Source organism: Halalkaliarchaeum desulfuricum, assembly GCF_002952775.1.
Classification (GTDB): Archaea; Halobacteriota; Halobacteria; order Halobacteriales; family Haloferacaceae; genus Halalkaliarchaeum; species Halalkaliarchaeum desulfuricum.
Genome location: NZ_CP025066.1, coordinates 1,517,115 through 1,543,064, shown reverse-complemented (window position 1 = coordinate 1,543,064; position 25,950 = coordinate 1,517,115). Strand labels below are relative to the sequence as shown.

The window sequence follows — 25,950 nt, the reverse complement described above, 5'->3', positions numbered from 1 at the left end:
CCCACTACTCGGCCGCTAAAGCCTATCAACCTTTTCAACCAGTTTCCGGTGCGTTTCGGTCCGGGGTATCCGCGGAGCTATCAGAAAAGGCCTATAATGGCCGGGACTGAACGTCAGGTGAATGGGCGACCCGGACCGCGACGAGCCGTCGGAAACCGACGCCGAACCCGAACCGGAGAGCGACCGGTCCGACGACCCGAACGCGGAACGCCGCGACGACGACGCCGAACGTGGCGGGGAGTCCCCGACCTCGGGCGAAAAAGAGCCGTCGGAGGAAGAGCCGTCGGAGGAAGAGCCGTCGGAGGAAGAGTCGTCCGAACCGACGTCGTACGACCTCGACGACGGCGGGCTGTTCCCCGATCCGGAGGCGCTCGGCTCGAACGACGAGGACGGAGACAAGGACGGAGACAAGGACGGCGAAGAGGACGGCGACGAGGACGGAGACAAGGACGGCGAAGAGGACGGAGACGACGCGATCAACGAGGGCACGAGTCCTCGAAAGAAACCGCGCCGTATGCGTCCGAAGCGGGACGACGAGGACAGCGACGACGGGGACGACGAGGACGGCGACGACGGGGACGACGAGGACGGCGACGACGGGGACGACGAGGACGGCGACGACGGGGACGACGCGGCGGTCTCGAACGGCGCCGGTGCGGTAGCCACCGAGCGAGATGACGACGACCCCCTGTTCGAAGGGCCCGAGTCGGACGAGGAGATGCCGCTCGCGGACCACATCGAGGAGATGATGCGGCGGCTCGGCGTCGTCTTCCTGGTGGCCGGAATCGCCACGCTCATCGCGTATCCAACCGCTGACATCGCCATCAACTACTTCTGGTCGAGCCACATCCCGGATCCACAGGTGAACCGACCGCGAGTGTACGGGCCCCTGGAATTCATTCTCACAAAACTCAAGGTCGCCGGCCTCGCCGGCCTCCTGTTCGGCCTGCCGGTGTTCGTCTACGAGACGTACCTGTTCATGCGCCCCGGCCTGTATCCCAGGGAGCGGCGATACTATCTGGCGGCGATCCCCACGAGCATGGTGCTCGCGACGATCGGAGGGCTGTTTGCACACTTCATCGTCCTCCCGGCGATCTTCGCGTACTTCACCGCCTACACCGAAGGGACCGCAGTGATCGCGTTCGGCCTGGCGGAGACGTTCAACCTCATCATCATCCTGATCGGATACATGGGGATCGTCTTCCAGATCCCGCTTTTGATCATGCTCGCGATCATGATGAACATCGTCACGCGGGAGTGGCTGGAGGACAAGCGCCTCCTGTTTTGGGGTGGCTTCCTCGGGCTCTCGTGGCTCGTCACCCCGGACCCGACCGGGATGGCGCCGATCATCGTCACGCTCACCATGATCGGCCTCTACGAGGGGACGCTCGCGCTGCTCCGGTGGACCGGCAACTGACCGGCATGAACCAGGGCGACTCTGAAACCTACGCGCGGCAATCGTCGCCGAATCCCACGTTTCCGTTCCCGCCTTTTATCAGTCGAAGCACGGTCACCCGATCGGCGTCGACTGTGGCGTCCTCGGGCACCGGCGTTCCGTCGACGAGTACCGCAGCCTCCTGTGTGTTGTACCCGACCGACCGAACGACGTCGCCGTAGGTAGCGCCCGCGTCGATCTCGAGTTCGCGTTCTCCTTTCCCGACCACATCGACTGTCACCTGCATGTCGCTGGGATGAGGTTGCCGCCGCCACCACTTGCCACTTTCTCACGGGGGCGCTCCACGTTGCCCGACGGATGTCGCCCCCAGTTTCGATTCGAAGGAAACTTTCATGCGCGAAGATCCGCTAGCCGAGTGCAATGAGCGGCATCGACTGGGAGAAAGACGACCCGTTCGAGGAACAACGGGACAAGATCGAGAACCCGATGAAGCGGCTGTTCTCCGAGTACGGCCGGGACTACACGTTCCAGGCTGTGGTCGGAATCCTCGCCAGTGTCGTCGCCCGGGTGCTCGATCTGCTGCCACCGTTGATGCTCGGGATCGCGGTCGACGTCATCTTCGTCACCCCGGCCGAACACGAGGCCGGGGAGGCGGCGGCGTTCGAAGAGCAGGTCCCGCTCGTGTTGTTGCCGGAGGCGTGGCTGCCGACGACACAGACTGGACAGTTCTGGTTCACCGTCGCCCTCATCGCCGGCGCGTTTCTCGTCGGGGCGGCGTTCCACTGGACGCGAAACTGGGGGTTCAACTCCTACGCGCAGAACATCCAGCACGACATCCGGACGGACACCTACGACGAGATGCAGCGGCTGAACATGGACTTCTTCGCCGACAAGCAGACCGGCGAGATGATGTCGATCCTCTCGAACGACGTCAACCGGCTGGAGCGGTTCCTCAACGACGGGATGAACTCCCTGTTTCGAATGCTGGTGATGGTGGTCGCGATCGGCGTGTTGCTGTTCTGGATCAACTGGCAACTCGCGCTCGTGGCGCTTTTGCCCGTCCCGTTGATCGCCGGCTTCACCTACCTGTTTATCAAGATCATCCAGCCGAAGTACGCGGAGGTCCGGTCGACCGTCGGGAACATGAACTCCCGGCTGGAGAACAACCTCGGCGGGATTCAGGTGATCAAGTCGTCGAATACGGAGGACTACGAGTCCGACCGGGTCGACGACGTCTCGTTCGACTACTTCGACGCCAACTGGGACGCAATCGAGACGCGGATCAAGTTCTTCCCGGGGCTGCGGCTGCTCGCCGGGATCGGCTTCGCGGTGACGTTCGTCGTCGGCGGACTGTGGGTGTTCCAGGGGCCGCCGGGGCCGTTCACCGGCGAACTCTCGGTGGGGATGTTCGTGGTGTTTATCCTCTACACCCAGCGGTTCATCTGGCCGATGGCCCAGTTCGGGCAGATAATTAACATGTACCAGCGCGCCCGGGCGTCGGCGGCGCGGATCTTCGGGCTGATGGACGAACCGTCCCGCCTGGCGGAGGATCCGAACGCGACCGAACTGGCCGTCACCGACGGACGGGTGGAGTACGACGACGTCACGTTCGGCTACGACGAGGAGGAGACGATCGTCGAGGACGTCGACTTCACCGTCGAGGGCGGGGAGACGCTCGCGCTGGTCGGCCCGACCGGTGCCGGGAAGTCGACGGTCTTGAAACTGCTGTTGCGGATGTACGACGTCGACGAGGGGGCGATCCGGATCGACGACCAGGACGTTCGGGAGGTGACCCTGCCGAGTCTCCGGCGGTCGGTCGGCTACGTCGGTCAGACCACGTTCCTGTTTTACGGCACCGTGCGGGAGAACATCACCTACGGCACCTTCGAGGCGACCGATCGGGAGGTAATCGAGGCCGCCAAGGCTGCCGAGGCCCACGAGTTCATCCAGAACCTGCCCGACGGCTACGACACGATGGTCGGCGAGCGCGGGGTGAAGCTCTCCGGCGGGCAGCGCCAGCGGGTCAGCATCGCCCGCGCGGTGTTGAAGGATCCAGACCTCCTGATCCTCGACGAGGCGACCTCCGACGTCGACACCGAAACCGAGATGCTGATCCAGCGCTCGCTCGATCGGCTCACCGAAGACCGGACGACGTTTGCCATCGCCCACCGGCTCTCGACGATCAAGGACGCCGACACGATCGTCGTCCTCGAGGACGGCCGGATCGTCGAACGCGGCACCCACGGGGAGTTGCTGGAAAACGACGGGCTGTACGCCCACCTGTGGGGCGTGCAGGCGGGCGAGATCGACGAACTCCCCCAGGAGTTCATCGAGCGGGCGACCAGACGACGCGCGCGAACCGAAACTGACGACTGATTGACCGACGGCTGAGGGACCGACGGCTGAGCAATTCTTTTCCAGTTTCTGGGACGCACGGTCGATGGCTCCCTCGAAGACGAGTTCGGCGGGTAGTCCTCGCTCCGTTCTCCCGCTGGAAACGTCGAAGATACAAATCCCTCCCCCGCCGACTGGGTGGTATGCGACTCTCCGAATCCACCTGGAGTGAGGTTCGCGACGCCGACGCGACGGCGGCGCTGGTCCCCGTTGGCAGCACCGAACAGCACGGTCCCCACGCACCGCTGGGAACCGACACACTCAACGCGGTTTCTGTCGCCGAAGCGGCTGCAGATCGCTACGAGTCGGACGTCGGCGGAGACGGGGATCGAACGGACGAAGAACTCCTCGTCGCCCCGCCGATCCCGGTTGGGGTCGCAGAGGAACATCGCGCCTTCGACGGGACGCTGTGGGTGTCGCCCGACACGTTCCGGGCGTACGTCCGGGAGACCGCAGAGAGCCTGGCACACCACGGGGTCGAACACGTCGTGTTCGTGAACGGCCACGGCGGCAACGTCGACGCGCTTTCCGAGACGGCGGCCCGACTCTCGCGGGACGGGACGGTCTATACGCTTGCGTTCACCTGGTTCGATGCGGTCGGCGACCACTCCGCCCGGATGGGACACGGCGGCCCGCTGGAGACGGCGATGCTGCTTTCGACCAATCCCGAACTCGTTCGAGACGACCGGATCGAAGACGCCGGCGAGGGGGCGTCCGACCGGTGGGGCGAGTGGGTCGCCGGCGTCAACCTCGCACACGACTCGGCGGAATTTACGGACAACGGCGTCGTCGGCGATCCGGGTGAGGCCGACGCGGAACTCGGCGCCGAACTCCTGGCTCTGTCCGCGGCGGCGCTCGTCGATCTGCTCGCGGCGATGGACGACCGGCGCTGAGACCCGACCCGGTCCTCTCCGACTGTTCGGGGACGGACAGGGGACGACGGATTACTACGGGTTTTCGGGTGTGGGTTTTTTGGTAGGCGTTATCCTAACAGCGACCATGAACGTAATCGTAGTCGGCTACGGCCGGGTCGGAGCACGAACCGCACGCGTCATCGAGGAGGAGGGCCACGACGTGGTGGTCGTCGAAACCGACAACGACGTCGCGAAACGCGCGCGGAACCGCGGCTTCACCGTCGTCGTCGGCGACGGCTCCGACGAGGGAGTGCTCGAGGAGGCCGGCATCGAAACCGCCGACGCGATCGGCGGGTTCACCCGGAACGTCGACGTGAACTACGCGGTGTGTATCCTCGGGACGAAATACGACTGCCGGACGGTCATGCGGATCACCGAGGACTTCAGCAGCGACGTGTACGACCGCTACGCGGAGGCCGTCGACGACGTCGTCTACCCCGAACGCCTCGGCGCCGCCGGCGCGAAGACGGCGCTTCTGGGCGGCGACTTCAACGCGATCGCCGACCTCACCGAGGAACTGCAGCTCACCACGGTCCGTGTGACCGACGATGCGCCGATCGTCGGCGACCACGTAAACGAAATCGACCTGGGCGACCGCGGGCGGATCTACGCGCACGGCCGCGACGAGGAACCGATGTCGATCCCGCTTCCGGGGACGATCGTGGAGGCGGGCGACCGGCTCGCGCTGCTCGTCGACGCAGCACAGACCGACGCCGTCAGGTCGGAACTGCTCGGCTGAAAGGGGTCAAAAAGGCGCGGCGCAGTGCCGCGCGGATGGGGTGTCGGGTGTGCCGGGCGCGCGGGGTGGGAGGATGGGAACTGAGGCCGTTGCGCGCCCGTGCGGAAGATCAAGCGGATGTCTTATAAATGCCCGTCAGACGTCTGTCTGCCGTCGGTGTCGTGCCGGAAGACGGATGTGGGTCCCGACCCCATCGCCGATATGGACTGGGCGACGCTTTTCGGTCGAGCTGGCGACGCCGGAGTCGACGCGGAAGACGTCCGTGAGGCCCTCGCACGTCACAGGGGGCGGACGGAGAAGCGGGAGGGGGAGACGGACCGCGAGGGGGAGACGGACCGCAAGGGGGAGACGGACCGCGAGGGGGAGGCAGGGGGCGACGGCGCGACCGAGGACCCACCGGAGCCGAGCCCCGCCCGGATCGTTGCCGACGCAGACGTGCTCGCGGCGGACTTGCTGGTCGGTGAAACGTCACGGGAGGCGCTCGAGAGCGTGTGGCGCCACTCCTGGATCGAACTCCTCGCCAGCGACCTGCTGTTGTCCGACGCGGAGGCGGTCATCGCCGAACTCTCGACCCCCGATCTGGCGGCCGACTGGCGCGACCTCGTCGAGGACTGGCGGGAACCTGTGGCCCATCCGGCGGGCGATCATCCCGGATTGGCGTCCGCCTACCGGGGGGGCGCGATGCATCTGCTCAGTTTCGATCGGGTGCTTTCGAGCCCCCGGGCGGGCGCCGAACTCCGGGGCCGTGTGCCGCTCAGTGTCCGGGAACCTCGGGCGTTCGCGCTGGTGTTCGACGCGGAGAGTCTGTATCTCGAGGTCGGCGGCGACGAATATCCCGGCCCAGACCGGCCGCCGCGAGTCTAGCGGGACGCCGGGGGGCGGACGGGACTCACTCGATCCGGTCGCGTCCGGTCTCGAACCACTCGGTGAACTTCGCGAGCGCACGGCCGCGATGCGAGAGGGCGTTCTTCTCGTCGGCGTCCATCTCGGCGAACGTCGTCCCGCCGTGTTCGAAGATCGGGTCGTATCCGAACCCGCCGTCGCCCCGAGGTTCGACGATGCGTCCCGGGACGTACCCCTCGAACAGCTTCACTGGGAGCGTCCCGCGTTCGGCGGCGTTATCGCTGTCGCTGCTGTCGGCGCTGTCGGGGCGTTCGGTTCCCGTGGACGATCCCTCGGGGGCAGACGCGGCGGCGACGGCGCGGTCCTCTCTGGCGACCGTGTCCGGTGCTGCCTCGAAGGAGTCCCCGTCACAGTACGCCAGCACGCACCGGAACGACGCGCGGGTGTCTTCCTCGGCCAGCGCGAGGCTCGCGACCCGCTCGATCCCGAGGGTGTCCTCCACGAACGAGGAGTAAGTGCCGGGAAAGCCGTTCAGGGCGTCGACAAACAGGCCGGCGTCGTCGGTGATCACGGGCTCGCCGCAGGCCCGGTGTGCCTCCCGTGCGCCGTGGGCCGCGACCGCACCGGGGTCGTTCGACTGGATCTCCAGGTAGTCGTAGTCGAACTGTTCGACAGCGTCGCTCCCGAGATACTCGGCCGCCTCCCGCATCTTCCCCTCGTTGGTCGTCACGTACCGGAGCATGGGGACGCCTCCGGGGGGATGACTGATAGACGCATCGATGCCGAAGCGGTGCACCGATGCCGGAACGACCCGCCGGTCGCGGCTGTCCCGGACTTCCGGGAGCCGAGCACTCAAACCGCCCCCCGCCCAACGGGGAGTCATGTCACGCCCTGACGACACCGACGGCGGTGACGGAGCCGAAACCGACGTCGACGTCCTCGAGGAACTCGCGAACCTGCCGACGCTTGCCCACCCGACCGCCGCATCCGACGGCGGGGAGGTGGCGGTCTACTACGACGTCTCCGGCCGAAACGAACTCCACGTACTCGACGTGGAGTCGGGCGAACTCCGGCAGTGGAGCGACGGGGAGGTCCCGCGAAACGCCAGGTGGTTCCTCGAGTGGGGTGCCGACGGCGACCGGGTGTTCTTCCATCTCGACGAAGACGGCAACGAACAGAACGACGTGTACGCGATACCCCGCGACGGCGAGGTCGAGCCGGTCGTCGAGATGGACGGACAGATCGCGATCGGCGACGTCGGCGAGGACGGCCGCACGCTCCTGCTGGCCGCCAGCCGCGACGGACAGATGAACGCCTACCGTCACGACCTGGAGGCGGGGGAGACGACGAAGCTCACCGAGTACGACCGGGCCGTCGGGGGGCTGGCGCTGTCGCCCGACTGCGAGCGGTTCGCCTACGCCACGAACGAGGCCGACGACTACGACAACCGGGACGTGTACGTCGCCGACGTCGACGGCTCGAATCCTCGAAATCTGGAGATCGGCGACGTCGGCGCAGAAGCCACCCCCAGCGACTGGGCCCCCGACGGCGAGCGCCTGCTCGTCTCGGACAACACGCCCGACCTCGGACGGATCGGGGTGTACGACCTGTCCGCCGACGAGGTGACGTGGCTCGGCGACGGCGAGTACGAGGAGCAGCCGGCGGCGTTCCTGCCCGACGGTCGACGGGTGGTCGGTACCAGGATGCGGGAGGCGGTCACCGTTCCGATCGTCTACGACCTCGAAACCGGCGAGTCCCGGGAGTTCGACCTCCCGGAGGGTGTCGCGAGCTTCGGCATGGGCGGGAGTCCCGTGCTGGACGACGACCGGGTGATCCTCACCCACACCACACCGACGACGCGGTCGGAGCTCCGCTCGTATGACCTCTCGACACACGAGACGGAGACTCTGATCGAGGCGGAGTACGGGCCCTTCGAGGCCGACGACTTCGCCGACGCCGAGTATCTCGAAGTCGAGTCCGACGGCGTTCCCGAGACCCGACAGGCGGCGGTCGAACACGACCCCACGGAGGCGCTGGAGATCGGCGCGCTGTTTTACGACGCCGGCGTGCGGCCGTCGCCGCTGATCGTCAACCCGCACGGCGGCCCCCGGCACCGCGACAGCAAGCGGTTCGATCTGTACACGCAGGTGCTCGTCTCGCGTGGCTTTTCGGTACTGCAGGTGAACTACCGCGGTTCGACCGGCCGGGGGCGGGCGTTCGTTCGGGCGCTGCACGACGACTGGGGCGGCGCCGAGCAGGGCGACGTCGCGACCGCCGCCGAGCACGTCATCGGAACCCACGACTGGATCGACGACGACCGCGTGGTCGTCTTCGGCGGCTCCTACGGCGGCTACTCGGCGTACTGGCAACTGGTCCAGTATCCCGACCTGTACGACGCCGGGATCGCCTGGATCGGGGTGACGGATCTCGAAGACATGTTCGAGAACACGATGCCTCACTTCCGGACGGAGCTGATGGAAAAGTACCTCGGGACGCCCGCGGAGAACCCCGACCTGTACCGCGATCGATCGCCTGTCACCCACGTCGAGAACCTGGCTGCGCCGCTTTTGATCGTCCACGGGGTGAACGATCGGCGGGTACCGGTTTCCCAGGCCCGGATCTTCCAGGAGGCGCTCGAGGAGTCCGGCTTCGAGGAGGGCCCCGACGGCGACTTCGAGTACCGGGAACTCGGCGAGGAGGGGCACGCCTCCTCCGATCAGGAACAGAAGCTCCGCATGTTCCAGTTGCTCGATGAGTTCCTCGAGCGACGCGTCGGTACCGAGGCCAACGAGGCGAGAATCGAGGTCGGCGACTGAGCGTGGGGCGGTGAGGCCGTCGAGGTCGATCCTCGCCGATTGATCGACGGCCAACAGTTAACCGGTCGCTGGACGAAAGGGTCGACGATGTACGACGACGTGTTGATCCCGACGGACGGAAGCGAGACGGTCCCGGAGGCGCTCGATCACGCGCTCCCGATTGCGACCGACAACGACGCCACCGTACACGCGCTGTACGTCGTGGACTCCCGGATCACGGCCGCAGCCGACAGGGAGACCCGTGAGGAGGTCGAGGCGTCGCTCGAACGGGAGGGGACGGCGGCGGTCGAGGCCGTCGAGGACGCCGCAACCGAGGCCGGACTCGATTCGACGACCGCGATCCGGAAGGCGACACCGTGGCGGGGGATCCTCGACTATGCGGCCGAGACCGACGTCGACCTGATCGTCATCGGCAGCCACGGAAAAACGCCCAGAGAGAAGATCACGTCGCTGGGCAGCGTCTCGGAACGGGTCGTCGACGGCGCCGAGATTCCGGTGCTGGTCGTCCGGAGTCCCGACGGCGGCTGACCGCGTCGCCGTCCGGTGCCCCGACGGCGGCTGACCGCGTCGCCGTCCGGTGCCCCGACGGCGGCTGACCGCGTCGCCAAAACTCCTCGCCTGCGGGCGTTCGGAGACGCGGTGCCCGTCATCACTCATAAATACCTGGGGCTCGTCCCTTCGTTTGGGATCACCGGACTGCCGGATCGTCAGACACCCCATCCGGAACGTACGTCGCGTTCCCCCCCCCACCCCCCACGCGAGTACGCTCCCGCTGTTCCGGCACATGGGATCCCGTTTTTCTGGATGTCGACGTGTCGGTGACGAAAAACGGAGTCGAATTCCTCGAAAAGTGATGCGGCCGCGGAGCGTCGGACTCAGCCGTCGACGGGTTCGACGCTCACGCCGGAGTGTTTGTACTCGGGGATCTTCGCGACGGGGTCGAGTGCGTCGCCGGTCAACGTGTTCGTCAGCGGGTCCGCGTAGTGGAACGTGAGGAACACCGCGCCCTCGCGGACCGCCGGCGTCACGGCGGCTTCGACCTCGACCTCGCCGCGCTCGTTTTCGACGCGGACCAGGTCGCCGTCCTCGATCCCACGGGGTTCGGCGTCGTCGGGGTGGATCTGGAGGACGTCCTCGCCGCGCATCCGCATCAGCGTCTCCGAGCGTCGGCTGAGCGCCCCGCTGTTGAAGTGCTGGAGCACCCGACCGGTCGTCAGCGCCAGTTCGTCTTCCTCGAGTTCGTCTGCCGGCGGGACGTGTTCGAGCGGCACCAGGGGAGCGGTCTTCTCCCCGGTGGCAAACTCCTCGCGGTGAAGCACCTCCGTCCCGGAGTCTGCCCCCTCGGGGAAGGGCCATCGCTGGCTCGATTCGCCGATCCCGTCGTAGCTCATTCCGGCGTAGATCGGACTGACGTCAGTTATTTCGTCGAACACCTCCTCGGGACCGTCGTAGTCGAACGCCTCCGGACGCCCGGTGAGCCGGGCGCCGATCTCGGAGATGATCTCGAGGTCGAGCCGTGCGTCGCCGGGAAGGTCGGCGTTTGGTCGCATCCGGATGGCCTGCCGGTCGGTGTTAGTGACGGTTCCGGACTTCTCGGCCCACGAACTCCCCGGAAGCAGGACGTCGGCGTGCTTTGCCGTTTCCGTCTCGAAGAGGTCCAGCACGACCAGGCAGTCGAGCGACTGCAGTTCCTCCTCGACTCGCCCGGAGTGCGGTTCGGTGACGGCGGGGTTCTCGGCGAAGACGAACGCTCCCTTGACGGAGTCACCGAACTCGTGGGTGAGTTCGACCTCGGTGAGTCCCGGCGTCGCCGGGGGCTCGACGCCCCAGACCTCGGCGACGCGCTCGCGGGCCGCCTCGTCCTCGACGGGCTCGTAGCCCGGCAGGATGTTCGGCAGGGCCCCCACGTCGCCGGCGCCCTGGACGTTGTTCTGGCCGCGAAGCGGGTTGACGCCGGTGCCGCGCCGGCCGACGTTGCCCGTCAAAAGCGAGAGGTTCAAAAGCGAGTGGACGTTGTCCGTCCCGCAGTGGTGCTGGCTCATCCCCATGCCGGTGAAGATCGCCGCGCGGTCGGCCTCGGCGTACGTCCGGGCCGCCTCGCGCAGTTCGTCGGGGTCGACGCCGGCCAGTTTCGCGTTCTCCTCGACGTCGATCCGCTCGATGTGCGCTTTGAACTCATCGACGTTGGAGACGCGCTCCTCGAGGAACGCCTCGTCTTCGAGCCCCTCCTCGAGGATCGCGGCCGCCATCGCGTTGAAAAGCGGGATGTCGTAGCCCGGCTTCACCGGCAGGTGGATCCCCGCCGCGTCGGTCGTCGAGTTCTCGCGTGGGTCGACGTGGATCATCTCGCCGCCGTCGCGGATCGCCGGCAGGAAGTACGACCGGAACGCGACCGGATGCTGTTCGGCGGGGTTGGCCCCGGCGACGAGGTAGACGTCCGCCTCCGTGAGGTCATCGAGCGTGTTCGTCATCGCACCGGCGCCGAACCGCTCGCTCATCGCCGCCACGGTGGAGGCGTGACACAGCCGCGCGCAGTTGTCGACGTTGTTCGTCCCCAGCATGCGCGCGAGCTTCTGATAGACGTAGTTCTCCTCGTTGGTCGCGTTCGAGGAGGCGAAAAAGCCGAGCGCGTCGGCGCCGTGCTCCTCGACGATGCTGCCGAGGTCCTCTTCGATGCGCTCGAACGCCTCCTCCCAGCTCGCGGGCACCAGTTCGCCGTCCTCGCGGACCATCGGCCGCGTGAGCCGGTCTTCGTGGTCGACGAAGTCGAACGCCGCCGCGCCCTTCGGGCACATCTCGCCTTTCGTGTTCACGGGGCCCTCCCAGCCGGTGCCCTTGCCGCTTTTCTCGCTGTACTCGACGCCACAGCCGACGCCACAGAACGGACAGACGCTCTTTTGCGCCCTGAAGTTTCGGTCGGTGCTCATGGTGATGACAGTGTGCGACGGTTGATTAGTCTCCCCCAAATGTATACCGATCGAACGTCACGGGCGTGCCTCGTCACCGTATCCCGTTCACCTCCCGTTCACCCCCCGTTCACCTCCCGTTTACCTCCCGTTTACCCCCGTTCACCCCCCCGTTCATCTCCTGTTCCTATGGTATTTTGGCACTGGAGGCAATCTCCCCGATATGAACCTCCGAACTGCGGTCGTGCTCGCGGGGGGCGAGGGCGAACGCCTGCGGCCGCTGACGCGAAACCGACCGAAGCCGATGCTTCCGGCCGGCAACCGACCGATCCTCGAGTACGTCTTCGACAGCCTCATCGACTCCGGAATCGAGCAGTTGCACGTCGTCGTCGGGTATCGGGGCACCAGAGTCCAGGACCACTTCGGCCCCACGTACCGCGGCGTGCCCCTGAAGTATCACCGACAGGACAAACAACTCGGCAGCGGTCACGCCCTCCTGCAGGTTCGAGGGGCGATCGACGAGCCGTTCCTCGCGGTCAACGGCGACCAGATCGCAGACCCGTCGATCGTCGCAGACGTCGCCGCCGCCCACCTCGAAGGTGACGCGATTGCGACGCTGAGCGTCGTCGAGAGTCGGGAGGCGTCGCGGTACGGCTCCGTCCGTCTCGACGGCGAGGAAATCGTCGAACTGGTCGAGCGTCCGAAAAGCGGCGATCACCGGCTGCTCAACGCCGGCGTCTACGGCTTCGATCCCGCCTTCCTCGAAGAACTCGAGGCGACACCGCGGGAGGACGGGAGCCTCCCGCTTCCCGCAGCAGTCTCCCGACTCGTCGCCGACGAGGACCACCGCGTTCGGGGCGTTGTGACCGAAGGCTTCTGGACGGACGCGACGTATCCGTGGGATCTGCTCACTGCTGCCCGGCAGGTGTTCGACATGGGATGGGTCGAACTCCCCGAACGGGAGCCGGACGTCTGGATTGCCGACAGCGCGACGGTCCATCCCGACGCGACGCTCCAGCCCCCCGTGGCGGTCTCTGCGGACTGTGAGATCGGGGCGGGCGCGGTCGTCGGCCCGATCGCCGCGCTGGGAACGAACGCCACCGTCGACGCGAACGCGGTGGTTCGCGACTCGGTGGTCGGCGACGACTCGCGGATCGGCGCGAACGCGACGGTCGTCGACGCCGTCTTCGGACAGGACGTCCGGCTCGGTTCGGGATCGGTGGTTCCCGGCGGCGAGGCCGACGTCCGGGTGAACGACCGGATCCACTGTGGGGAACGACTCGGCGCGGTGCTCGCCGACCGGGTCGACGCCGAGGCTGGCGTCGTCTTCTCGCCGGGAGTGCTCGTCGGGCCGAACGCCTCGATCGAGGTCGGCGTTCGACTCGTCCGGAACGTCTCCGCCGGGGCGGAGGTGACCCGCTGATGTGTGGCATCATCGGGTACGTCGGTCGCCGGGACGCCCTCGATGTGCTCGTCGGCGGGCTCAACCAGCTCGAGTACCGCGGCTACGACTCCGCCGGGGTCGCCCTCGCGAACGGCGGGGACGAGGCCGCCGGACGCGACGCGGACGGCGCCGCAAGCGCCGACGTCGACGTCGTCAAGCGCGCCGGCGAACTGTCGGCCCTGGAGGCGGCGCTCGAAGAGCGGACCCCCGCGGGTACGACCGGGATCGGCCACACCCGCTGGAGCACGCACGGTCCACCGACCGACGCGAACGCCCATCCACACACCGACGAGGACGGGAGCGTCGCGGTGGTGCACAACGGGATCATCGAGAACTACGATCGGTTGAAAGACGAGCTCATTGCGGAGGGTCATCGGTTCGAAAGCGACACCGACACCGAGGTGGTTCCCCACCTGATCGAACGGGAGCTGGAGGCCGGATCCCCGCCGGAAGCTGCGGTCAGACGCGCTGTCGAACAGCTCTCGGGGAGCTACGCGATCGCCGCCGTCGTCGCCGACACCGACGCCGTCTACGCCGCCAGGAACGACTCTCCGCTCGTGCTCGGGATCGGCGACGACGGCTACTACCTCGGCAGCGACGTCCCTGCGTTCCTCGAACACACCGATCGAGTGGTCTACCTCGATGACGGCGAGTTCGTTCGACTCACTCCGGACGGCTGGACCGTCACCTCTCCCGACGGCGAACCCCTCGACAAGCCCATAGAGACGGTCGATTGGGATCTCGAGGACACCGGGAAAAGCGGCTACGACCACTACATGCTCAAGGAGATCAACGAGCAGCCGCACGCGCTCCGGCAGTGTCTCTCCGGGCGCGTCGACGAACTCGATGGTCGCGTCGAACTCGAGGAACTGGACGACCTCATCGAGGACCCGCCGGAGGCGGTGCAGTTCGTCGCCTGTGGCACTTCCTATCACGCCGCGCTGTACGGCGCTCGCCGGTTCCGCGATCGGGGAATCCCGGCCCAGGCGTTCGTCGCCAGCGAGTACGCGACAGAGGTACCGCCGACGGGCGACCGGCTGGTGATCGGGGTCACACAGAGCGGGGAGACCGCCGACACTCTCTCGGCGCTCCGGGAGGCCCGGAACCGGGGGGTCGAAACCCTCGCGGTGACGAACGTCGTCGGGTCGACGGCGGCCCGGGAGTGCGATCACGCGCTGTACATCCGGGCGGGCCCGGAGATCGGCGTCGCCGCGACCAAAACGTTCTCCTCACAGCTCGTCGCGTTGAACCTCCTGGTCGAAGGTGTCGCGAACGGCCCCCGATCGGGCGTCCGGCCCCGAAGCGACGGGGTCAGGGGGCGACTCGCCGCGCTCCGGGAACTCCCCGGACAGGTACAGCAGGTCCTCGACGAGTCGAACGCCGCGGAGGTCGCTCGGACGTATCTGGACTCGTCGGGCTACTTCTTCATCGGGCGGGGGTACAACTATCCGGTCGCGCTGGAGGGGGCGCTCAAGTTCAAGGAGATCACCTACGAACACGCCGAAGGGTTCCCCGCCGGCGAGTTGAAACACGGGACCCTCGCGCTCGTTACTGCGGACACGCCCGTGATCGCCGTGGTCACCGGCGACGACGAGATCGCCCGCAAGACCGTCGGCAACGTAAAGGAGGTGGAGGCGCGCGACGCGCCGGTGATCGCCGTCACGGACGGCCGGTCGGACGTGGAGCGGTACGCCGACGAGGTGCTCGAGATCCCGAAGGCACATTCGGTGACGATGCCGTTGCTGGCGAACGCCCAGCTCCAGCTCGTCGCCTACCACGTCGCAAACGAGCTGGGGCGGTCGATCGACAAGCCCCGAAACCTGGCGAAAAGCGTCACCGTGGAGTGAGATACGCGAGGACCGCCTCGAGATCCACGTCGTCTGCGGTCTCCCCTGCGGCGATCACCCGGCCGTCCCGCTCGCGTTCCGCTTCGTGCAAACCTGCAGTCCCCAGCACTACAGCCGGCAGCCCAGCCGCAGTGAACCCTTCGACGAGGGCGACGTCGTAGCCGTCGCGTTCGAGGTCCGCGAGAACCGATTCGAGTGCGGCCACGTCGTCGTCCCCCTTGCCGCCGGGGGTAATCCTGAACGAAAGCGACGGCGTGATACCGATCGCCGTGTCGGCGCCGGCGGTGCGGTGCCGGTGAGTGTCCTCCCCGGGCGTGTCCGGTTCGACGTCGTGGTGGATCGCTTTTACCGTCGCAATCCGACCGTCCGTTCGCTCGCCGAACTGTTCGACGAGTCGCTCGAGGAGCGTGGTCTTCCCGGTGTCGCTCGGGCCGACGACCTGCAGGACGGTCAACGTCCCCCGTTTCGGGTCGTCGGAGCTCACTGTTTTGCCCCCGCTGGCGTGTCCGGGGTTTCCGACTCGATCCGCCCGGTGATCTCCTGCAGATCAGCGGGGGTGTTGACGTTCCGGAACGACGAGTCCCCGCCGGGAAGCTGGTCGGCGGGGATCGTCCGCACGGAGAGCGGGTCGAACACCGAAAGCATCGCCCGGTTGTGGGGAGTTTCGACCGCCGTCACGGCGGCCCGGAGCGCGTCAGTTCGGCAGGCCGCACACAGCGGCTGGAGCCGACCGTCGACGGACGGTACGGCGGCATCGACAGGTTCCCTATCGCCGAACTCGCCTCCCAGCGCCGTCAGCAGCGTTTCGACCGTCGCCGTCCGAACGAGCGGGAAGTCGCCGCCGAGTACGAACGTCGCGTCGGCGTCGTCCCCGATCTCGTCCACGGACGACGCGAGCCCCGCGAGGGGCCCTCCGTCGGGTCGGTCGTCGAACGCGAACGAAACCGGGACGTCGCGCTTCGCTCCGTCGGTTGCCCCGAGGGCGGCCGCCAGCTCTTCGCGCTGTGCTCGGCGGCAGCTCACGACGAGCCGGCGCGAGAGCGGTTCGACCGTCCGCGCGACCCGCCGGACCATGGGTTCGCCCGCGACAGCCGCGGTGAGCTTTTCCCGATCGCCGAATCGGCGCGAGAACCCGCCGGCAAGGAGGATCGATTCGACGACGACGTCTCCGGGCGGCTCCCCGCCACAGCTCCGCTCCATACTTGGCGTAGACGCCGGGCGGATATATGTTCCAAGGGCGTTCTCACGGCTCGGGAGTCGACGGATCGTCGAGCTGGCCGAGCGCATCCGAGAGCAGTTCCCGGGCGAGCCGGGCCAACTCGTCGCGCCGTTCCGCAGTCGTCGCCTCGGCGGTGATCCGGACGAGCGGCTGGGTGCCGCTGGCGCGCACCAGGAACCAGCCGTCCCCGGCGTCGACCCGGATCCCGTCGATCGCGGTGAGCTCCGTCTCCGAACCGGACTCCGGGCCGAACCGCTCGTGGGCAAGGTCGGTCGCGACGTCCATTAGCTCGCGTTTCCGGTCCGTTTCCACCTGGTCGCGGACGATCGGATACGGGTCGAACGACGACAGGAGGGAGCCGAGCCCGGCGCCCCCGGCGGCCACCTCGTGGGCGACGATCGCCGAAAGCGACACCGCAGCCAGCGGGCCGTCGGGACACCGGGTCCGGTCGGGATGGATCCACGCCCCGCTGGGTTCGCCGCCGAACACGACGCCTTCCTGGTGGGTCGCCTCCGCGACGTGGACGTCGCCCACCTCGGTGTACTCCACGTCGGCGCCGACGTCCGCGAGCGCGTCCGCGACCAGCTGACTCGTGTCGACGGGGACGGCCACGCGTTCGCCGGGCCCTACAGCGCGTGTGGCAAACAGCGCGAGCAGTTCGTCGCCCGGAACGAACCGCCCCGTTTCGTCCACGGCCAGCAGTCGATCGGCGTCGCCGTCGTGGGCGAGTCCGAGGTCGGCGTCGGTCGCCTCTACTGTCGCCGCGAGCGTGTCGCAGGTTTCGGCGGTCGGCTCGCTCGGCCGCCCGGGGAACCGCCCGTCGGGCTGGGCGTTGAGCGTCTCGACGTCGACGTCCAACTCCGCGAGCGCGTCGGCGGTCACCCGCCCGGCGCCGTTGCCGAGATCGAGCACGACCGAAAGCTCCGCGAGCGCCTCCCTGGACGCGTTCTCTCGCCCGTGTTCGACGAGCGCTTGCCGGTGTCTTTCGATAGCCACCCTCGAGTCGGTTTCCACGCCGAATTCGTTCGCGCCGAACAGGTCGAACGACGCTTCGGTCATCCGGCGTTCGATCCGCCGGCGCTGTTCCGGCCGATACGCCCCGCCGTCCGGGTTCCACAGCTTGAACCCGTTGTCCGAGGGTGGGTTGTGGGAGGCGGTCACGGCGACACCGACGTCGGCGTCGTGGACGGCGACGCCCCGGGCGATCGTCGGGGTCGACGCCTCCCCGATCCGGATCACGTCGGTCCCGGTCTCGCGGAGCCCGGCCGACAGGGCGTCCGACAGCGCCCGGCCGCTCTCCCGGGGATCCCGGCCGATAACCGCCGTTTCGATCGGATCGTCGTCCGGCCGGCGCTCGCTCCCCACGGCACGCCCGAGCGAGACAGCGAGCGCGGCCGTCACCTCCGACCCGACAGCTCCTCGAATACCACTCGTTCCAAACACGTCACGTTCCCTCGCGCCGCGTCGTAAAAACAGTTCGCTCCGTCGGGGCGCTCTGTGGAACGATCCCGCCCGCGACTACTCTCGCCGGAGTTCGTCGATCGCAACCAGCAGAGACACGAGTCCCACGAACCGCGCCAGCGTGTACACCCCCGGCTTCCACTCGCACTCCTCCGGATTCCGGTACGCCAGCCGCGTCCCGTATCCGACGAACTGTTCGGGATACGCCAACGCGAACAGCCCGACGCCGCCAAAGACCTTCTTCAGCGCGGCGTAGGGGGTGCCGCCGCGCCAGGCGAGAAGCACGTACATCGCCCCCTCGAGCCGGATGGCCGGAACGACCCACGACCGCAGTTCGGGGACGCCGGGCGTCTCCGTGGCCCACCGTTCTGTCGCGTGCGCGAGCCGATCGGGTGCGAGCATCCACAGCAATCCGAGCACGCCGAGAAGTTTTCGGAACATGATCAAACCTACGCCCGACGCCCGCAAAAGAATATCTCTGCCAATACTCGATCGCCTCGTGCAGCCGGCGGACCGACCCGCCAGTTCCACAACAGTTACGCCGGCGCTGGTCGAACGTCGGCTATGAAGGAGCTATTCCTCCGCGCCGCCCGCGGAGAGCGGACCGAACGGCCTCCAGTCTGGATGATGCGCCAGGCGGGGCGGTATCTCCCGGAGTATCGTGAACTCCGCGATGAGTACACGTTTCTGGAGGCGATTTCGACGCCCGATGTCGCGGCCGAGATCACCCTCCAGCCGTGGCGCCGGTTCCGGCCAGACGGTGTCGTCATGTACTCGGACATCCTCACCGTGCTCGAACCGCTGGGGTTCGACTACCACCTCGAATCTGGCGTGGGGCCGGTGGTCGAGAACCCGGTCGAGACCGCCGAAGACACGCGGCGGGAGCAGGGTGACGTCGAGGAGGAACTGTGGTACGTCGGTGAGCTCCTCGAACGGTTGACCGACGAACTCGGCGAGGAGGCTGCCGTGTTGGGTTTCGCCGGCGGCCCGTTTACCCTCTCGGCGTACGTCTGCGAGGGGACCCCGTCGCGGTCGTTCACGGCGGTTCGCCGCCTGCGGGCGGAGGATCCTGAGGCGTTCCGCCGGCTCCTCCGGGCGTTCACCGACGTGCTCGTCGACTACGTCACCTACCAGGAGAATCGTGGCGCCGACGCGATCCAGCTGTTCGACACCTACGCCGGGCTGTTGACCCCGGCCGACTACCGGGAGTTCCTGCTGCCGTTGCATCGGGAGGTGCTCGAGGCGGTCGACGTGCCGACGATCGTCTTCGTGCGCAACGCGAGCGGGAACCTGGACCTGCTCGCCGACAGCGGGGCCGACGTCGTCGGGCTCGACTGGACGGTCGAGATGGCCGACGCGAGAGCGCAGCTGGGCGACCAGCCGGTCCAGGGGAACCTGGATCCGGCGACGCTGTTTGCCGAGCCGTCGACGATCCGGGACCGAACCCGCGAGGTGATCGAGGCGGCCGGCGAGGCGGGCCACATCCTCAATCTCGGCCACGGACTCGACCGGCACACGCCAGTCGAGGGAGTCGAGGCGTTCTTCGAGGCGGCGAAGTCGATCGAGCGGTAAGGAAGCAGAGCAGACGGGACGCTTTCCGAACCGACGCTCACTCGGGCCGCGGTGCGTTCAGACAGTACGTCCCTGGCGCGTCGCGACACTGGCACTGTCGGTACTGGTAGTAGGAGGGTTCGAAGCCGGAGAGGAACGGCTCCAGCAGGTCGGCGAACAGCTCCGCCAGGCGGGGATCGTCGTGAGGGACCGGCACCCGGTGGAGGTCCAGGCCGACCGCCTCGGCGTCCTCCCGGAGGTCGATGTCGAGTTCGACGAGCGTCTCCGACTGCTCGTGGATGAAGCTCATCGGCTCCAGGACGACGCGTTCGGCCTCGCCCTCGAGCCCCTCGATCACGTCCTCGATCTCGGGTTCGGTCCACGGGATGTCGCGGTTCGAGTGGTTCTGGAAGCCGAGTTCGTAGTCGTCGACGTCGACCATCCGTGCGAGCGTCTCGGCGTGTTCCTCGACGTAGGTGTCGTAGCGGTTCCCCGCCTCGAGGTAGTGGACGGGCGTTCCGTGCGCCGAGAAGACGAACGCGGTGTCTGGCGCGCTTGGATCGAGGTCGTTTTCCTCGAGGAACGCAGTAATCGTCTCCGCCCGGATTCGGTTGTAGGTCGGCGCGCGGTGCCAGCCCGTGATCCCGGCGAACTCGGGATCGTAGCCGTCGATGTCGGCGATCGCGTCCTCGAGGTCGTTCAGGGCGGCGACGTTCGTGGAGTGGCCACACAGCGGGTAGATCGGCATCCCGACGACCGCCTCGATCCCGGCCTCGGCCAACTGTTCGGCGACGTCCGGGATCAGTGGCTCCATGAACTGCATCCCGTGAAACAGTTCGACGTCGTGGCCGCGTTCCGAAAGCTCCGCCGACAGCGCCTCGCGCTGGGCGGCGGCCTGTTCGTTCAGCGGGGAGCCGCCGATCTCCTCGTACTCCTCGAGCAGGCTCGGCGCCCGGCGCCCTGCGAGCTCCCGGGACCGTTCCCACGCCTCCTCCTCGGTGTCCGCCTGTTCGAGTGAGGCGTTGTTGTAGAAGATCCGGGTGAGATACTCGATCACAACGTCTCGATCCGGACGCGACGGTTCCCCGAAGTTCAAAAGGGCCACACCGGTTTTCATGCAGCCGTTATACGGGAACGACGTGTAAAGGTGCTTCGAGGGGTCTTCGGTGCCGGTGCTTCGAGGGAGTTCACTCGGCGACAGTCGCGCCGTCCTCGACGTCGGCTTCCGACACCGTCACCGTCCCGCCGTCGACGTCGTACTCGCCGGGATACGCGACCGTCACCCGGGCGATGCCGTTCTCGTCGGCGGTCGCCGTCCGTTCGTACGCGATCGTCTCGCCGGAGACGGTCGCGGTCGTCTCGATGTCGATCGTCGCACCGGGTTCGCCCTCGAGTTCGATCGTCGCGCCGGGGACGACCGCGAACGCGGCGACGTCCTCCTCGAGCAGGATCGCCCGGTAGTGGGCGAGCGCGTCGCCGTCCGGCCCCCCGGTCCCGTACTCTTCGAGCAACTGGATCTGGGTTGCGTCCTCGGGGAGGTCGGCGTCGATGTCGGTGACGACGACGTATCCGACCCGGCCGTCGAACTCCCCGTACCAGCCGTCGGGATCGTCGCCGAAGCGGAACTCGTCGAAGTTCGACATCGCGTAGCCGTAGCCCCGCGATTCGCCGTTGACGAAGTAGTTGTACATCCGGTTGTCGCCCCACCGACTCAACACGAAGTCGTCTGGGTACTCCCGGTCGGCCGCCTCGGCGTGGGTCGTGATCTCCTGGACTGCCGCGTACTGGCCGTCGGTGTAGGTCGTCTGGGCGGTCAGGCTCGGGACGTACAGCAGGCTGAAACTGCACAGGAGCAACCCGACGGCCAGCAAGTACGCGGCCATTCTCGGGTCCGGCAGTTCGAAGGCCCGGTCCGAACCGGAGTCCTCGTCGCGCCAGGAATTCGACCCGTCGCCCCGCGGTGAGCCGGCGGCGCCGCCGCGGAACGGGCGCGGCACCCGGGCCAGATCGACGGCTGAAAGCGCGTACACGAAGCCGACGCCGCCGAGCACCGACAGCGGAACGACCAACTGTGCAGCAAACCGGAGCTGGATCGCCGCGAGCGCGATGAAGTAGCCGGTGTACACCGAAAGCAGCAGCCATCCGGGCTCGTACCGCCGCCAGGTGAGCCAGATCGCCCACCCGAGCACGCCCACCGCGAGGTAGAAACCGACGCCGATCTGCACGAGCGGCCCGAAGAGCACGGCGTAATCGGGAGTGAAAAGCGAGACGGATTCGGTGTACCCCTCGCGGAGGAAGAGGTCCGCCATTCGTCCCTGCGCCTCGACCCAGTCTTCGGGACGGAGGCTTCGGAACGCGAACAGGCCCACGGCGGCCACGGTTGCCTGCAGCCCGACGAACAGGCCGGCGTGGAGCTGTCTGCGCCGCCACACCTCGCCGACCCCGAGCACGACGATCGCGCCGCCCAGCACGAGCACCGGCGTGTACGCGACGAAGCTGGAGTGCCATCCCCAGCTCTCGTGGAGCCCTACCGACAGGAGACTTCCGACTCCAAGCGCGAGCAGGACCGGCAGGTTCGCGAGCGTCGGCGACAGCCCTGCCCGCGCGTCGAGGACGGCACGGAGTCCGACGTAGCCGGCGAGCGGGACGAACACGAGCGGCGACCCTCCCCACAGGTGGATCGAGATCCCGAGGGCGATACCGAGTGCGAGGCCGACGAGCCACGACGTCGGGGATCGGAGGTGACCCCGGACGCTGTCGTCGGGCCCGTCGAGCTCCACCCGACGGGCGAGATCGACTGCGAGCCACACGAGCCCGAGGAGTGTGACCCCCAGCCAGAAGTACTGGTGGAGGCGGTGTTCGAGAAATCCCACGCCCGTGTAGACGGCGTGAACGGGGGCGATCGCGAACAGCAACACCGACGCCAGCCCGACCCGGACGTCCCGGGTCACGACGACCGCGATCGCATACACCACGATCCCGAGTCCGACCATGGCGGCGATCGGGAGCCAGGCGGCCACCGCGTCGACGGCAGCCTGATCGCCCCCGAGCAGGGCGGTGAACCACCAGTTCACTGCATGAGAGAGCGGACGGCGGCCCGTCGCCCCGCCGGGCATCTCCGCGAGGAGTCCGAGGTCTGTCGGGTCGGCCGACAGTTCGAGCATCTGTTCGATCCAGTACCGGTAGAAGTACGGGTCGTTCCCGGGGGAGACCACTCGGCCGTCGCGGAACACCGACCCGTACTGGGTGAGTCGCATCGCCGCGACCACGAACAGCGCCCCGACGAGTCCCAGGATCGCCCGGGGCTGGGCCCACGTGCGGTCGGCGAATTCCCTGAAGTCGGGTGCGTCGTCCGGCAGCCATCCGGACGGGGACGGCCGTTCGTCGGCAGTCGTCTCGGCGGCCTCCCCCGCGAGCGCAGCACGAACAGACTCGACGTCCGGGACGCGGTAGTCGCCGTCGACTTTCTCGACGACGCCGCGGGAGACCAACTCGCCGAACGCACCGGAGTCGACGTCTACGTCGTGGAACGTCCACGGCCCGTCGGTTGCCTCCTCGGTTTCCACGACCGATCGAACCGCGTCCTCGAGCTCCGGCCGTTCATCGAGGAGCGTCCGGGTCGCCTCGCCGGCGCCTGTCATTGGCGAGTGTGGAATCCCGGCGTGCAAAAATCTCCCGTTGTCAGACGTCGCCAGCCATCGCCGAGAACATCCGGTCGACCAGCCCGTCGCGATACTGGTCGACGGAGGCGTCCTCGGTGCCGTCGGCGGTCGTCTGCGGGGGGATCTGTCCGCCGCCCATCCTGGCGTGACCGCCGGCGCTGGCGTTCGGAATCTCCTCGAGCACCATTTGGAGTGTCTTTCCCATGTGGACCCGATCGTCCCGAGATCGGCCCGACAGATGGAGCGTCCCGTCGCGTTCGCCCCACACGACGACTGCGGTGATCCCCTCGAGCAGGATGAGTTCGTCGGCCGCCTGCGGGATCGCGTCGGCGTTGGTGATCGCGCCGACGTCCGCCACCGCAAACGAGCCGTTCACCTGTCGCCCGGCGATCGCGCGCGCCTTGACGTCGAGCACCTCGGCGTCGACGGCGGGGTTGGCGATTCGATCGAGCAGGTCCTCGTCGATCCCGGGACGCAGATACCCGGCGGCCTCGAAGTCGGCGGTCGACGCGCCGACTGTCAGGTGGCTCGTGTCCGCGAGGATCCCGTACAGCAGCCCGGTCGACGTCTCCGTCGAGACGGTGCGCCGCGATCCCGCCTCGCTCGCGTGCTGATCCGGCGGCACCGGCGTCGCGTTCACGTCCTGGAAGTACTCCGCGACCATGCTCGCACACGCCCCGTAGTCGGTTCGAACGTCCGTGAACTCGGCGCCGACCCCCTCGCCGGGATGGTGATCGACGACTGCAAGCGGCAACACGCCGTCTGCACCCTGGAACCCCCGGGGTTCGTTGTGATCGACCAGCACCACGTCCTCGGTCGCGAGGTCGGTCACGTGCTCGACCCGTTCGAGATCCACGTCGAGTACTGTCTGGAACGCGCGGTTCTCCTGGTGTCGGATCTGTCCGGTGTACTGGATCGTCGGCTCGGTGTCGACCTGCTTCGCGAGCAGCCCAACGCCCATCGCCGACGCCATCGCGTCCGGATCGGGATTTGGATGGGTCAACACGGTGATCTCCTCACAGCCGCCCAGCGCCTCCTGAAACTGTTTTCCGGCCGGCTTCCGCCGGCGATACAGCAGCAAGAGCACTGCGACGACCAGGATCCCACCACCCACGAGGGCGAAAAGCTCCGGCTGCGAACGAAGCGTCTCCTCGAGCGCCCGGAGCTGGTTTCCGTCGACGATCCCCTCGAGTTGTGTGACGTCCTGAATCGTCGTCAGGCCCGTCCAGCGATACCCCATACGTGGCCCGTAACGACGGACCACCATCAACGTTCCCGCTACTATCACCTTTTATAGAGGACAAATATCATATTATTTCTACAGCAGAGACTGAAAATGAACGGATTCAGGGGTGATAGGCCGCCACTGCGGCCCGATATCCCTCTCGAAATGTCGGATATTCGAACTCGTAGCCCAGCGCGCGGAGCCGATCGTTCGAGCAGCGCTTGTCCGAGAGGATTCGTCGCCGCCGGGAGTCCGAGAGTGATTCCCGCGCGAGTCGTTCCTCGACTGTGTGCTTCTCGGGCGGATCGACGCCACACTCGCCTGCGAGCCAGTCGGCGAACGTCCACCGGTCGACGGGTTCGTCGTCGACGACGGTGACGACATCCCCGCGTGCGAGGTCCTCGGCGAGGAGAAACGCGACCGCGCCGGCGGCGTCGTCCCGGTGGACCATGTTCAGATACCCCTCGGTGACGGGACCGTCCAGATAGCGTTCGAGCCGGTATCGCCCGGGACCGTACAGGCCGGCAAACCGGGCGACCGTCCCGTCGAGGCCGCGTTCAACTGTGGCCTCCAGGGCGATCCGCTCCGCCTCCTCGAGAATTCGTCCGCGTTCGCTCTCCGGCTCCAGGGGCGTCGTCTCGTCGACCCACTCGCCGTCGTGATCGCCGTACACGCCCGTCGACGAGGTGTACACCAGCCGATCCGGGGAGGAGTCGCGGCCACCGTACTCCCTGATCGTGGCCTCGAGCCCGTCGACGTACACCCGACGGGCAGCTTCCGCGCCCCGACCCCCGCTGGAGGCGGCGAACACGATCGCGTCGGCGTCGGGAAGTGCTTTCAGGCTGTCCGGTTCGGTGACGTCGGCGCGTACCGGCTCCAGTCCCGCTGCCGAAACGGTCGCCAGTCCGTCGTCGCTCCGACGCACGCCGGCGACATCGTACCCCGCTTCCCGGAGCGTCCGTCCCAGTTCGATCCCGACGTAGCCGCAACCGACGACGATGACGTCGACAGGTCGGGGCGTTGTTCGGTCCGACACGTCGATCACCGCCGCCGTTCGATGGCCGCCTGTATCTCTGCGAGCTGCTCGAGTGTGAATCTGGTCCGCCCCTCGAGCGCCTGCTGGACCTCCTGACCGGTGAGATCCGCCTCGATGTCGGCGGCGATGGTGTCGACGTCCACCACCGCCGACGACATCCCCATCAGGAGATGGTCCCGGAGTTCGTAAACGACCGCGTCGGCGCCGGGAAAGCGGTCATCCGTCGCCAGGATCGCGGCCGCCTCTTCGAGAGAGAGGTCCGCGGATTCGCCGGCCTGCAGCGCCTCCAGCGTCGCTCGCTCGACGCCAGACTCGGCGGCGACGGGCTCGATCCCGACCGAATCGACGACGGACGAAAGCTCCCGCCGATAGGCAGCGAGTAGCTCACGCGGAGTGCGATCCGACGGGTCGTCGACGGCGTCGTACAACATACCGTCTTTCGGGGAAGAGCGGGCAAAACGGTTGCGGGCGAGGTGGCGGTGCTTCCGGGGAGAAGG

General features: G+C 67.5%; 22 protein-coding genes. 10 read left to right on the top strand and 12 right to left on the bottom strand.

What is annotated here, in order from left to right; all coding sequences use genetic code 11:
• Positions 1 to 121: 121 nt before the first annotated feature.
• The gene (gene tatC, locus AArcSl_RS07575) at positions 122 to 1,417 is read left to right on the top strand and encodes a twin-arginine translocase subunit TatC (protein WP_119817212.1); all 1,296 of its coding nucleotides are present in this window, start codon (positions 122 to 124) and stop codon (positions 1,415 to 1,417) included.
• A gap of 28 nt (positions 1,418 to 1,445) precedes the next feature.
• On the opposite strand, the gene samp2 is transcribed toward tatC, so the two are convergent.
• A complete protein-coding gene (gene samp2 / locus AArcSl_RS07570; RefSeq protein ID WP_119817210.1) occupies positions 1,446 to 1,682 on the bottom strand; it encodes a ubiquitin-like small modifier protein SAMP2 in 237 nt (78 codons plus the stop codon).
• Between the two features lie 134 nt (positions 1,683 to 1,816).
• On the opposite strand from samp2, the gene AArcSl_RS07565 reads away from it, so the two are divergent.
• From AArcSl_RS07565 to AArcSl_RS07550, 4 genes are all read left to right on the top strand, one after another.
• Positions 1,817 to 3,772 carry an ABC transporter ATP-binding protein gene (locus AArcSl_RS07565; protein ID WP_119817207.1) on the top strand — a complete coding sequence of 652 codons (1,956 nt, stop codon included), beginning with the start codon at positions 1,817 to 1,819 and terminating at the stop codon, positions 3,770 to 3,772.
• A 161-nt stretch (positions 3,773 to 3,933) separates the two neighbouring features.
• On the top strand, positions 3,934 to 4,683 hold the full coding sequence (locus tag AArcSl_RS07560) for a creatininase family protein (protein ID WP_119817202.1): 750 nt from the start codon (positions 3,934 to 3,936) through the stop codon (positions 4,681 to 4,683).
• A 106-nt stretch (positions 4,684 to 4,789) separates the two neighbouring features.
• Complete coding sequence (locus tag AArcSl_RS07555; protein WP_119817198.1) at positions 4,790 to 5,443, top strand: potassium channel family protein; 654 nt, start codon at positions 4,790 to 4,792, stop codon at positions 5,441 to 5,443.
• A gap of 201 nt (positions 5,444 to 5,644) precedes the next feature.
• Positions 5,645 to 6,307: a DUF7384 family protein gene (locus AArcSl_RS07550; protein ID WP_119817195.1), complete on the top strand. Its 663-nt coding sequence runs from the start codon at positions 5,645 to 5,647 to the stop codon at positions 6,305 to 6,307.
• 25 nt (positions 6,308 to 6,332) lie between these two features.
• Here AArcSl_RS07550 and AArcSl_RS07545 read toward each other — a convergent pair whose 3' ends face one another.
• On the bottom strand, positions 6,333 to 7,028 hold the full coding sequence (locus AArcSl_RS07545) for a non-canonical purine NTP pyrophosphatase (protein ID WP_119817192.1): 696 nt from the start codon (positions 7,026 to 7,028) through the stop codon (positions 6,333 to 6,335).
• Between the two features lie 139 nt (positions 7,029 to 7,167).
• Here AArcSl_RS07545 and AArcSl_RS07540 point away from each other — a divergent pair, with 139 nt between their 5' ends.
• The gene (locus tag AArcSl_RS07540; RefSeq protein WP_119817189.1) at positions 7,168 to 9,102 is read left to right on the top strand and encodes a S9 family peptidase; all 1,935 of its coding nucleotides are present in this window, start codon (positions 7,168 to 7,170) and stop codon (positions 9,100 to 9,102) included.
• 87 nt (positions 9,103 to 9,189) lie between these two features.
• On the top strand, positions 9,190 to 9,630 hold the full coding sequence (locus AArcSl_RS07535; RefSeq protein WP_119817186.1) for a universal stress protein: 441 nt from the start codon (positions 9,190 to 9,192) through the stop codon (positions 9,628 to 9,630).
• A gap of 347 nt (positions 9,631 to 9,977) precedes the next feature.
• On the opposite strand, the gene fdhF is transcribed toward AArcSl_RS07535, so the two are convergent.
• A complete protein-coding gene (fdhF, locus tag AArcSl_RS07530) occupies positions 9,978 to 12,029 on the bottom strand; it encodes a formate dehydrogenase subunit alpha (protein ID WP_119817183.1) in 2,052 nt (683 codons plus the stop codon).
• A 202-nt stretch (positions 12,030 to 12,231) separates the two neighbouring features.
• Between fdhF and AArcSl_RS07525 the strand changes: the two genes are divergently transcribed.
• Together AArcSl_RS07525 and glmS are read left to right on the top strand one after the other, a co-directional pair.
• Positions 12,232 to 13,431, top strand: coding sequence for a sugar phosphate nucleotidyltransferase (locus tag AArcSl_RS07525; protein ID WP_119817180.1), 1,200 nt, complete (start codon positions 12,232 to 12,234; stop codon positions 13,429 to 13,431).
• Positions 13,431 to 15,299, top strand: coding sequence for a glutamine--fructose-6-phosphate transaminase (isomerizing) (gene glmS / locus AArcSl_RS07520; protein WP_119817177.1), 1,869 nt, complete (start codon positions 13,431 to 13,433; stop codon positions 15,297 to 15,299). Before AArcSl_RS07525 ends, glmS begins: the two co-directional genes overlap by 1 nt.
• Here the strand turns inward: glmS and mobB are convergent.
• From mobB to AArcSl_RS07500, 4 genes are all read right to left on the bottom strand, one after another.
• Entirely contained in the window at positions 15,286 to 15,783 is a 498-nt protein-coding gene (gene mobB, locus AArcSl_RS07515) for a molybdopterin-guanine dinucleotide biosynthesis protein B (protein ID WP_217563512.1), read from the bottom strand. The two genes, glmS and mobB, sit on opposite strands and share 14 nt — an antisense overlap.
• Entirely contained in the window at positions 15,780 to 16,499 is a 720-nt protein-coding gene (mobA, locus tag AArcSl_RS07510) for a molybdenum cofactor guanylyltransferase (protein WP_161945921.1), read from the bottom strand. Before mobA ends, mobB begins: the two co-directional genes overlap by 4 nt.
• 43 nt (positions 16,500 to 16,542) lie before the next feature.
• Positions 16,543 to 17,961: a phosphopentomutase/phosphoglucosamine mutase gene (locus AArcSl_RS07505; protein ID WP_119817171.1), complete on the bottom strand. Its 1,419-nt coding sequence runs from the start codon at positions 17,959 to 17,961 to the stop codon at positions 16,543 to 16,545.
• A gap of 75 nt (positions 17,962 to 18,036) precedes the next feature.
• On the bottom strand, positions 18,037 to 18,420 hold the full coding sequence (locus AArcSl_RS07500) for a hypothetical protein (RefSeq protein ID WP_119817168.1): 384 nt from the start codon (positions 18,418 to 18,420) through the stop codon (positions 18,037 to 18,039).
• 123 nt (positions 18,421 to 18,543) lie between these two features.
• Between AArcSl_RS07500 and hemE the strand changes: the two genes are divergently transcribed.
• Positions 18,544 to 19,551: a uroporphyrinogen decarboxylase gene (gene hemE / locus AArcSl_RS07495; protein ID WP_119817165.1), complete on the top strand. Its 1,008-nt coding sequence runs from the start codon at positions 18,544 to 18,546 to the stop codon at positions 19,549 to 19,551.
• A 37-nt stretch (positions 19,552 to 19,588) separates the two neighbouring features.
• On the opposite strand, the gene hemH is transcribed toward hemE, so the two are convergent.
• The 5 genes from hemH to AArcSl_RS07470 form a co-directional block, all read right to left on the bottom strand.
• A complete protein-coding gene (gene hemH, locus AArcSl_RS07490; RefSeq protein ID WP_119817163.1) occupies positions 19,589 to 20,647 on the bottom strand; it encodes a ferrochelatase in 1,059 nt (352 codons plus the stop codon).
• A gap of 70 nt (positions 20,648 to 20,717) precedes the next feature.
• On the bottom strand, positions 20,718 to 23,171 hold the full coding sequence (locus tag AArcSl_RS07485; RefSeq protein ID WP_119817160.1) for an MFS transporter: 2,454 nt from the start codon (positions 23,169 to 23,171) through the stop codon (positions 20,718 to 20,720).
• Positions 23,172 to 23,211: 40 nt separating this feature from the next.
• Positions 23,212 to 24,432 carry a DHH family phosphoesterase gene (locus AArcSl_RS07480; RefSeq protein ID WP_119817157.1) on the bottom strand — a complete coding sequence of 407 codons (1,221 nt, stop codon included), beginning with the start codon at positions 24,430 to 24,432 and terminating at the stop codon, positions 23,212 to 23,214.
• A gap of 106 nt (positions 24,433 to 24,538) precedes the next feature.
• The gene (locus tag AArcSl_RS07475) at positions 24,539 to 25,453 is read right to left on the bottom strand and encodes an SDR family oxidoreductase (RefSeq protein WP_119821808.1); all 915 of its coding nucleotides are present in this window, start codon (positions 25,451 to 25,453) and stop codon (positions 24,539 to 24,541) included.
• A gap of 5 nt (positions 25,454 to 25,458) precedes the next feature.
• A complete protein-coding gene (locus AArcSl_RS07470; protein WP_119817154.1) occupies positions 25,459 to 25,884 on the bottom strand; it encodes a DUF5791 family protein in 426 nt (141 codons plus the stop codon).
• Positions 25,885 to 25,950: the final 66 nt, after the last annotated feature.